Annotated in this window: 10 protein-coding genes and 1 pseudogene; 9 read left to right on the top strand and 2 right to left on the bottom strand. The window is 59.6% G+C overall.

Annotated features, from left to right (window positions below):
* Positions 1-120: 120 nt before the first annotated feature.
* Complete coding sequence (locus AUL38_RS15315) at positions 121-651, bottom strand: FadR/GntR family transcriptional regulator (RefSeq protein ID WP_235590752.1); 531 nt, start codon at positions 649-651, stop codon at positions 121-123.
* Positions 652-702: 51 nt separating this feature from the next.
* A pseudogene (locus tag AUL38_RS18020) lies at positions 703-909 on the bottom strand (FadR/GntR family transcriptional regulator); the annotation flags it as partial.
* A 165-nt stretch (positions 910-1,074) separates the two neighbouring features.
* Between AUL38_RS18020 and AUL38_RS15310 the strand changes: the two are divergent.
* The 9 genes from AUL38_RS15310 (at position 1,075) to AUL38_RS15270 (ending at position 8,685) form a co-directional block, all read left to right on the top strand.
* Positions 1,075-1,788: an ABC transporter ATP-binding protein gene (locus AUL38_RS15310; RefSeq protein ID WP_059063453.1), complete on the top strand. Its 714-nt coding sequence runs from the start codon at positions 1,075-1,077 to the stop codon at positions 1,786-1,788.
* A 63-nt stretch (positions 1,789-1,851) separates the two neighbouring features.
* Positions 1,852-2,178 carry a TOBE domain-containing protein gene (locus tag AUL38_RS15305; RefSeq protein ID WP_161937456.1) on the top strand — a complete coding sequence of 109 codons (327 nt, stop codon included), beginning with the start codon at positions 1,852-1,854 and terminating at the stop codon, positions 2,176-2,178.
* Positions 2,179-2,261: 83 nt separating this feature from the next.
* Positions 2,262-3,056 carry an ABC transporter permease gene (locus tag AUL38_RS15300; RefSeq protein ID WP_059063449.1) on the top strand — a complete coding sequence of 265 codons (795 nt, stop codon included), beginning with the start codon at positions 2,262-2,264 and terminating at the stop codon, positions 3,054-3,056.
* Entirely contained in the window at positions 3,040-3,852 is an 813-nt protein-coding gene (locus tag AUL38_RS15295) for an ABC transporter permease (RefSeq protein ID WP_153006628.1), read from the top strand. The genes AUL38_RS15300 and AUL38_RS15295 overlap by 17 nt, the downstream gene beginning before the upstream one ends.
* Positions 3,845-4,603, top strand: a complete 759-nt coding sequence (locus AUL38_RS15290) for an SDR family NAD(P)-dependent oxidoreductase (protein WP_059063445.1) — start codon at positions 3,845-3,847, stop codon at positions 4,601-4,603. Before AUL38_RS15295 ends, AUL38_RS15290 begins: the two co-directional genes overlap by 8 nt.
* On the top strand, positions 4,600-6,036 hold the full coding sequence (locus tag AUL38_RS15285) for an amidase (protein ID WP_161937455.1): 1,437 nt from the start codon (positions 4,600-4,602) through the stop codon (positions 6,034-6,036). Before AUL38_RS15290 ends, AUL38_RS15285 begins: the two co-directional genes overlap by 4 nt.
* Positions 6,033-6,851: a polysaccharide deacetylase gene (locus tag AUL38_RS15280; protein ID WP_059063441.1), complete on the top strand. Its 819-nt coding sequence runs from the start codon at positions 6,033-6,035 to the stop codon at positions 6,849-6,851. Before AUL38_RS15285 ends, AUL38_RS15280 begins: the two co-directional genes overlap by 4 nt.
* Positions 6,848-7,558 carry an SDR family NAD(P)-dependent oxidoreductase gene (locus AUL38_RS15275; protein WP_059063438.1) on the top strand — a complete coding sequence of 237 codons (711 nt, stop codon included), beginning with the start codon at positions 6,848-6,850 and terminating at the stop codon, positions 7,556-7,558. The genes AUL38_RS15280 and AUL38_RS15275 overlap by 4 nt, the downstream gene beginning before the upstream one ends.
* Before the next feature lie 53 nt (positions 7,559-7,611).
* Positions 7,612-8,685 carry an ABC transporter substrate-binding protein gene (locus AUL38_RS15270; protein WP_059063436.1) on the top strand — a complete coding sequence of 358 codons (1,074 nt, stop codon included), beginning with the start codon at positions 7,612-7,614 and terminating at the stop codon, positions 8,683-8,685.
* The last annotated feature ends 225 nt before the right edge of the window (positions 8,686-8,910 follow it).

The following is an 8,910-nucleotide window of genomic DNA, read 5'->3' as shown; positions in this document are numbered from 1 at the left end:
GAGGGCGCATGCGATAACCTCTGGGCCGATGCCGTCGCCGGGGAGTACCGCGATGGAGTGGGAGCGCGTCATTGGGATCCAATCTGTAGAAGCCGGGGTGTAGAGACTCAGGGGTATCGCTCAGTTGTGACGAGCGTCGCCGGAACCCTCGAGACGGGTAGCTGCAAGCAGCTCAAGGCGCCCAAGCTCATCTGACGTCAGCCGCGGGCCATATGCATCGACCAGTGACTCGCGAGCAATGGCGGCGGCATCGTGTCCCTTGCCCCCTGCAATCGCTTCGAAGAGGGCAAGGTGCTTTTCGATAAACAGGTCTCGCATCGCGGGGCCATCAGCCTCACTATCGGAGACAGTTTCGTGCAACAGGTCAATCACCGCTGTCTCAATGACATTGTTGATCATTCTCATAAGCGAGTTCCCTGAAGCCTCCTGAATTGCGCTGTGGAATGCAACATCAGCGAGAGCAAATTGCGCCGGCGTATCGCGAAACTTCTCCATATCTCGGATTGCAGCGCGCATCGCGTCAAGGTGTGTCTCTTCGCGAAAATTCGCTGCGAGGAAGTTCCCGGTTGAACCGATCATCATTCGGTACTCAACGAGGTCTACGAGCGGCACGCTGTGGAGGCGGAGTGCGCCGTTGAGGAGGCGTGACATGCTGCTCGCCATTGAATCAGTGACCTCGACGCCCTTCCGGTTACCAGGACTGGTCCGAACCATGCCGAGGCTTTCCAGAATGCGAAGGGCTTCGCGGACGCTTGACCTGCCCACCTGAAATTGCTCAACGAGGGCCCGCTCGGATGGAAGATAGTCTCCGACTTTGTACGTTCCATCAAGAATCGCAGTCTCGATTTGGCGCACGATTGCCTCGAAAGCTCTGTCGCGTTTGATCGGATTGAACGCAGCTTCGGGCATGGGGTGCTCCACATTTCTTCCGGGCATCTAAACCTCATCGAGAATTCTTTGATTTGGCAGCTCATCTTGACCTTGCCCGGGGTCATACGTCAAGATCTATTCAATCAACCTAGCATCTGGTCTGACCAGTAGTTAGGTTTAGATTGCCGAACTCGGAGGAAAAACATGGATGTTGCCCCCGCAACCCGAAGCAATGACGCTGCCGTTGGGCGGTTGAGTGATTCGGCACTCACACTTCACCAAGTGAGCGTTGATTACGGTAGGACGCGAGTCCTCCACGGAGTAGACCTCGCGGTGGCCCAGGGCGAGCTCATCGCCTTGCTTGGCCCGAGTGGATCCGGCAAAACGACGGTCATCCGTACCGTTGCCGGCTTCATTTCTCCTGCAGAGGGCGAGATCCGGTTGCACGGTTCCGACCTAGTGAATCAGTCAGTTCACAAGCGCCAAATCGGAATGGTGTTCCAGTCGTACGCCCTGTTCCCCCACATGTCTGTTCGGGAGAATGTCGCGTTTTCCCTCAGAGTCCAACGCAAATCCGCTAGTCAAATCCGAGCTCGAGTCGATGAACTCATCGATCTTGTACAGCTCAACGGTCACGCAGATAAGCGCCCAGGAAGCTTGTCAGGCGGACAGCAGCAGCGTGTGGCGCTTGCGCGAGCACTGGCGATGAATCCCGCACTGCTCCTCCTTGACGAGCCCCTCTCGAACTTGGATGCCAATCTCCGCAAACAGGTGGGCGAGGAGATACGTCGACTACAACTCCAGACCGGGACGACCACGATCATGGTGACGCATGACCGGCAAGAAGCATTCGGAATGGCCGATCGGATCGCTGTGCTCCAGGGCGGCAGGATCCAACAGCTTGATAATCCGAACTGAATTTGCCGGCGCCCATCAAGCGTATTTATGGCCACATTTGCGGGGGACGGCAACCTTTTCCCAGTGACTCACGCGAGGCCAGGATCGGGCGGCACCGTCGTGGCGACCCCAATTGGCAACTTCGAATCGACCATGCAGGTCGACAGCCCGAGCACCGTCCTCGTACGCCCTGAAGACGTCCAGATCGTTGAACGTCACGCAGGAATTGAGAGTCGCGTTCGCTCGACGTTCTATTACGGCGCGACGTTAGAAGTGGAGCTCGAGCTCGGCGAGGTCGTAGTACACGCGACAACCGCCGGGACTCGCGCCGAGCAAATTGCGGCGGGCGACCTCGTTGGAATTCGGGTCGCGCCTGACAACGTCATATTGCTTTCTGGCGAGGGCTCATGACGACCGCGATGATTGCTGCCCAGACCGGACGGGCTGCCAATAATGCCGTCAGGCGTACCGGAGCCTCCAGACTGACTCTGCTCATGCTCGCACCACTCGGTGTGATTTTCGTCATCGGGTTTGTGCTGCCACTCGTGCTGCTGCTGCGCTACGCCTTCCAAGCACCCGACGGTGCTTTCTCGGTCGATGCCTTCGCGACAATCCTGCAAACGCCGCAGTACGCGGCGCTCATTGGGCGCACACTGCTGCTGTCGCTCATCACAGTGGTGTGCTCTGCGCTTATCGGATACCCGATGGCGCTCGCGATCGTGCGGGGACCCCGCTCGATCCGCGGTCTGCTTCTCGCTGTTGTGACAATGCCGATGCTCACGAGCGTGGTCGTGAAAACCTTTGGGTGGTCGGTGATGCTCTCCAGTACCGGGCCAGTGCAGCAGGCACTAAACGCGATCGGCCTTGACGGCGTCCGGCTCCTGTTCACCCCCGTCGGGGTCACTATTGGCCTTGTCCACACCTACTTCCCGTTCATGGTCTTGAGCCTCATCACGTCGATCGCCGCGATCGATCGTCGCACTGAGGAAGCGGCTCAGTCCCTCGGGTCTGGCCCGCTTCGCGTGTTCTGGCTGATTACGCTTCCGCAGAGCCTCGAAGGTCTGCTTGCCGGTGCAGCGCTCACGTTTGTTACGAGTATGAGCGCGCTCGTGACGCCGCAGCTCCTCGGCGGCGGCAAAGTCACCACCATCGTGACGGTTATTTTCCAGCAGGCGACGGTTGCTCAGAACTGGTCGTTGGCAGCAGCGCTCGGCATCGTGCTCCTTGTCATTACACTCATGATCCTCCTTCTACAGACAATGGCGGTGCGACGTGTTCTCCAACGCTAAAATCAGCCGACGTAGGCCACTCTCCGGACTGTTCTTTTGGGGAGCCGTCACACTGATTGGTCTTTTTGCAGTTGCCCCACTCGTGGTGGTTGCCGCTAGCGCGGTCACGTCGACCGGATACCTCGTCTTTCCCCCGCAGGGCTTCAGCCTTGAATGGTTTGCGAAAGCGTTTGACAACGCCTCATTTGTTGGGGGGCTTGTTACGAGCCGGATACTCGGCATCGCCGCGACAATCATCTGTGTCGTGACCGGGACTCTCGCCGCGTACGCGATCGTGCGCATGCCGAATCGGTTTACTGCGGCTCTCGAGCAGGTGTTCCTGTCGCCTCTTATGCTTCCAGCGATTGTCCTGGGACTCGGGTTGATGATCGTACTCTCGCTGTCCGGTTGGCGGGGATACTTCGAAGGAGGCCTCCTAGCTCATGTCATCGTCGCTTCGCCGTTCGTCATCCGGTCAGTTCTCGCAGGGTTGAGGCAGCTTGACGACCGCATGATTGAAGCAGCGCAATCCCTCGGTGCCGGGCCCGTGCGCACTTTTGTTCGCGTGGTCTTGCCGAGTATTACGCCAAGCGTGGTGAGCGGAGCGATCTTTGCATTCGTGATCTCGTTCGATGAAGCAGTCGTCCCACTCCTCCTCGTTGGCCCGCATTTTGAAACGCTACCCGTCGCGATCTTCACTCATGTGCAGTATTCGAACGACCCGAGCGTGGCGGCGATCTCGACGGTGATCGTCCTCTTCTGCGCTTTGCTCGTAGGCGTCATGACCAAGTTCACTGGAGGTAGAGATGATGGTTGAGCGGAAAGCAGCGATTGTGACCGGCTCGTCATCGGGCATCGGGCGCGCGACCGCCGTCGAGCTTGCACAGAGCGGTTGGGACGTGACAGTGCATGGCCTAGATCACAATGATTGTGAGATGGTGGCAGCTGAGGCTGCTGCCGCCGGAGGCCGTGCGCTCATCGTCGCGGGAGACATCCGGGAGGAAGCTACTGCGGCAGCACTTGTCGACACGACGCTGCAAGGCTTTGGCCGTATTGACGGCATCGTGAACAATGCTGGCGCCGGGATGACGAAGCCATTCGGTGAGATCGGAGATGCGGACTGGGCATCAATTCTTCAGATGCATCTTGTCGGGCCAACGAGGGTGCTTCGCCGTGCCGAGGCCGAGCTGAGACGGAGGCGGGGCAGCGTGGTGAACATTTCGAGCCTTGCAAGCCTGCGCGCGCTCGGAGGCCGTACGGGGTATGGGGCGGCAAAGGCAGCGATGGACGGGCTCACCCGACAGCTCGCAGCTGAGTGGGCTGCGCACGGAGTTCGCGTCAATGGGGTGGCTCCGGGCACGATTCTCACCCCGCTCGTTGAACGAAACTTCGACCTCGGGCTACTCAACCGCGAGCGCGTGCTTGAGCGTACTCCGCTTGGCCGGCTCGGCGACCCGGCGGAGGTTGCGCGCGTTACACGATTCTTGCTTGGCGAGGACGCTTCTTACATCACCGGTCAGACGATCAACGTCGATGGCGGATGGAGCATTTGGGGAGGGTGGAAGTGAACGCCCACAGCGCCCGAGCAATACGGGCCCGCATCGTCCAGGGTGAAATCTCGGCGCACGAAATACTTGACGAAACGCTCGCTCGACTCGCTGGGGCCGAACCGTCGATAAACGCTTTTCTCACGGTGGATGAGGCGCATGCCCGTAGCCAAATCGACGCACTCGCTGCCCGTCTCGCAAACGGTGAGACGCCAGGTCTCCTCTGGGGAGTCCCGTTCTCTGTGAAAGACACCTACAACACCGCAGGGGTTCGGACGACTTACGGATCGCGAGTTTTTGAGGACCATTTGCCGTCGGCTGATGCAGAGCTCGTCGCTCGTGTTCGCGCGGCTGGAGGGATCCTCATCGGGAAGACGAACACCCCAGAATTCGCGATCCATGTACGGACCGTCAACGATCTTGCGCCCGAGACCCGCAACCCCTGGGATGTGACACGCACCAGCGGTGGTTCGAGCGGCGGGGCTGCGGCAAGTATCGGAGCTGGTGTCACCGCAATCGCGATTGGTAGTGACGGCGGTGGCTCCGTGCGGATCCCTGCGGCTCTGTGCGGTGCGGTGGGGCTTATGCCTTCGCGTGGCGCCATACCGCGGGGAGGGGGACGGATTGGTACTCGTCGGTTTTCCTCGGCTGGCCCGATCGCGCTTGATGCGCTTGATGCGGCTGCGCTCTACTTCGCGATGGCGGGCCCTTCACAGCACGATGGCCTCACGCGAGGTCTATTCCCGACGGGAGTGTCCGGTTCTTCGGAAGCGGTTAAAGCCCCGCGCATCCGGTGGGTTGGCGAGAGCGGAGTGCCCGGAGTCGAACCGGACGTTGTCGCAGCGGCCGCCGCCGCGGTTCGTACCTTCGCCGCCGAGACCGGTGGACGTGTGACCGAGTCAGCAGCCGGAATGCGTGCAGATGAATTTAACCCCGCGTTCTACCGGATGATGCAGTCTGATCGCTACTCAACCGGTGGACGTGAGCTGCTCGAAGACTCGCGGACTGCAGCACTGCTGACAGATTACGCGCGACACCAGTTCCAGGGCGCAGCAAAACTCACGCCGGACCTCTACTCCGCAGCCATCGACGTACAACTTGCAGCCATGGAACACCTTGCGATGGTGTTGGACGGAGTCGACGTCGTAGCGACCCCGACTCTTGGGTTCATTGCGCCGAGTATCCGTGAGGGGGAAATCGCTCTGCCTGAGGATGCGCGGCGTGGCTTCGTCTCGTTTACCTTCCTCATGAATTTCACTGGCCTTCCGGCCATCACGGTGCCGTGCGGTCTCGTTCGCGGTATGCCGGTCGGACTGCAACTCATTGGGCGACAAGGCACCGAAGGCATGCTGCTCGACCTCGCCGCCCGTTTCCAAGACCGCGTCTTTCGGTTGCCGTCGTCACCGACGGCGAAACACGAGACGGTCTCTGCAACTGAAAGGACTCGCCCATGACGACCCCTGTATTGCTTACGTTTGATCTCGACGCTGAGCAACTCTGGAGCGCCCGCGACCCAGACAGCGAAAATAAGCCCGTCTGGTTGTCGCAGGGTACCTACGGGCCAAACGTTGGGCTTCCGCGGGTACTCGGGTTGCTCAGCCGGTATGACATCCCGGTGACATTCTTCATCCCAGGCAAGGTCATCGAGAATCATCCGCGAGCGATCGAATCGATTCTTGAAGCAGGTCATGAGATCGAGCACCATAGCCATACACACAAGTGGTCAGATGAGCTGGGGGCCGCAGGCGAACTTGAGGAGTTCGAACGTGGTTATGACGCCATTGTTCGAGCGACGGGGCGAAAGCCCCGTGGTTGGCGGTCGCCAGCCGGCGAGCTCACCGCTCATTCAATTGGGTACATGGAGCGCTTCGGGCTCGACTTTTCCTCGAACCTCTTTGACTCAGATTCTGCGCATTTGTTGGCCGACCGTGGCCGAATAACAGACATTGTCGAGCTTCCGTTCGCGTGGGTGCTCGACGATGCCCCGTTCTTCCTCTATAGCAATCGTCTGCCGGGCAGGACAATGTCAGCACCTTCGGCCGTCGCTGAATCCTGGATGAGGGAGTGGGACGGAATCAGTACTGAAGCTGGCACTCACTACATGCTTGCCATGCACCCACAAGTGATCGGGAGGCACTCGCGCCTTTGGGCGCTTGAACAGACGATCAATCACATCGTGGAATCAGGAAATGCCGAGTTTCTGCGGTGCTCGGCGTATGCAGACAGGGTGCGCCCCGGGCTTCTCGAAGAACGGAACAACGCTTCATGAGTGGTGTGCCCCCTGCTCTTGCTGACAAAGTCGTTGTTGTCACAGGCGGAGCGAGCGGGATTGGCCTCGCGGTGGCTTCCGCGTGTACGGACCTCGGGGCAACGGTCGTCATCGCCGATGTCGCAGGTGATCAGCCCGTTGACGTTACCAGTGCCGCATCAGTGCGCGGGCTTGCGGATCGTCTCCGTACTGCTCACGGCCGGTGCGACATCCTCATTGCCGCCGCCGGGACTGTGCTTGCCGGCGCGCCGGACGCGCTTGATGACGCAGCATGGGATCGGCTCTTCGCAGTGAACGTGAAGGGAGTGTGGCGTGTGGTCGACGCGCTGCTCCCACTCATGCCGAGGGGCGCGTCAATTGTGACGGTCTCATCTGGTGCAGGACTCCGCCCGGGCCCTGAACTCTCGGCCTACGCAGCAACGAAGGGTGCCGTCATCGCGTATACCCGCGCCCTCGCAGTAGATCTCGCTGCGCGTGAGATCCGTGCGAACTGCGTTGCTCCCGGAATCGTAGATACGCCGATGCATCGCGATGCGCAACAGTTGCGAAGCGGCGAGGTCGCGGCTGCCGCCACTGGGCATGCCCAATACCTCGTCAAGCGTGACGGGAAGCCAGAGGAGCTCGCGGCCGCGATCATGATGCTCTCGACGAACGAGTACATCACTGGCGTGACGCTTGCCGTCGATGGCGGTCGGACGCTGCACTAATTCAAGAACTCATCCGAAGAAATTCATCTCACGAGGAAAGAGGAAATCCAATCATGTCTAGTTCACGTATTCGCAACGTTGCGAAGCTCGCGGGCGTCATCGCGCTATCGGCTCTTGTACTTACCGGATGTCGTGCTGGAGGCGGCGAAGAAGCGCCAGGTGGCAATTCCGGTTCACTGAGTGTCAACTCATTCGGTGGGGTCTGGCAGGAGGGCCTGGAGAAAACCGTTGTGACGCCCTTTGAAACCGAGACCGGGACGAAGGTCGGACTCACCACCGCTCTCGGCTCCGAGGCGCTCACTCTCCTCCGCGGTGACAGCTCAATCTTTGATGTCGCATACATGGATCTTGCAATTGTGGAGCAAGCGAAAGAAGCAGGTCTTCTCCAAACAATTAACCTCGAACAGGTGCCAAACGCGGAAGAGCTTTACCCGCTCGCCGTTGATCAGGACAACTATTGGCTCGCCTACATCACCTCCATGAGTGGCATTGCCTACAACACTGATGAAGTGACTGAAGCGCCCACATCATGGAATGACCTGTGGGACGACAAATACGCCGGTCATGTTGCGATCAGTAATGTCGCTGGGACCGTCGGGTACCAGTTCCTGGTGCAAGCAGCGAAGATGAACGGCGGAGACGAAAACGACATCGATCCCGGGTTCGAAGCTATTGAGCGGCTTATGCCGAACGTGGTCTCTATTTACAACACTCCCGACGAAATGAGTCGTCTGCTCACCAGTGGCGAGGCCTGGATCGGACCGTGGTACGCGGATCGAACCGGGGCGCTAAAAGCAAGTGGGGCTCCGGTTGCATTCGTGGAGCCCGAGGAAGGCGCGATAGCCGTGATTAGTACGATGGTGATTCCGAAGGATGCCCTCAATGTTCAGGGCGCGCACGAATATATCAACTTCCAGCTGGCAGCCGATGTGAACGCGGAGTTTGTGCAGGCGACTGGGCTCGGACCAGTGAATTCTCAGTCCGAGCTGCCGAAGTCGTATCTCGACGAGAACTACGTGCCCTACGGTGAGGACCAGATCGCCAAGCTTCAATCCTTCGACAGCGCTGCGATTTCAAAGAATCTGAGCGCTTGGATTGACCGATGGAATACTGAGATCGCTGGGTAGACGCGCTGAGCAGTCGCATGGCGGTCGTTGTCTCACCTACACAAGAGACCGCGACCGTCGGGCGGCGTCTACTGGACAGCACAATGTTCCAGGCTGACTGCCAAGAGATCTAGTGATCGCTTGGATCATCGACTCGTGGGGAGGCTCGCGAGGGTGGCGAGGAGGGAGTCGGGGACGAGGTCGGTGTTGGCGTGGCCCTCGCGTACGATCGCTGCGATGCGTGTT

This window comes from Leucobacter sp. G161, assembly GCF_001482305.1.
Lineage (GTDB): Bacteria > Actinomycetota > Actinomycetes > Actinomycetales > Microbacteriaceae > Leucobacter.
The sequence above is the reverse complement of the archived record's forward strand: the minus strand, read 5'-3'. Positions and strand labels throughout refer to the sequence as shown.

What these genes read in the sequence shown, in the direction of transcription:
- AUL38_RS15315 (WP_235590752.1), bottom strand. Translation starts at nt 651, where the DNA reads ATGTCACGCCTCCTCAACGGCGCACTCCGCCTCCACAGCGTGCCGCTC.
- AUL38_RS15290 (WP_059063445.1), top strand. Translation starts at nt 3,845, where the DNA reads ATGGTTGAGCGGAAAGCAGCGATTGTGACCGGCTCGTCATCGGGCATC.
- AUL38_RS15310 (WP_059063453.1), top strand. Translation starts at nt 1,075, where the DNA reads ATGGATGTTGCCCCCGCAACCCGAAGCAATGACGCTGCCGTTGGGCGG.
- AUL38_RS15280 (WP_059063441.1), top strand. Translation starts at nt 6,033, where the DNA reads ATGACGACCCCTGTATTGCTTACGTTTGATCTCGACGCTGAGCAACTC.
- AUL38_RS15300 (WP_059063449.1), top strand. Translation starts at nt 2,262, where the DNA reads ATGCTCGCACCACTCGGTGTGATTTTCGTCATCGGGTTTGTGCTGCCA.
- AUL38_RS15270 (WP_059063436.1), top strand. Translation starts at nt 7,612, where the DNA reads ATGTCTAGTTCACGTATTCGCAACGTTGCGAAGCTCGCGGGCGTCATC.
- AUL38_RS15275 (WP_059063438.1), top strand. Translation starts at nt 6,848, where the DNA reads ATGAGTGGTGTGCCCCCTGCTCTTGCTGACAAAGTCGTTGTTGTCACA.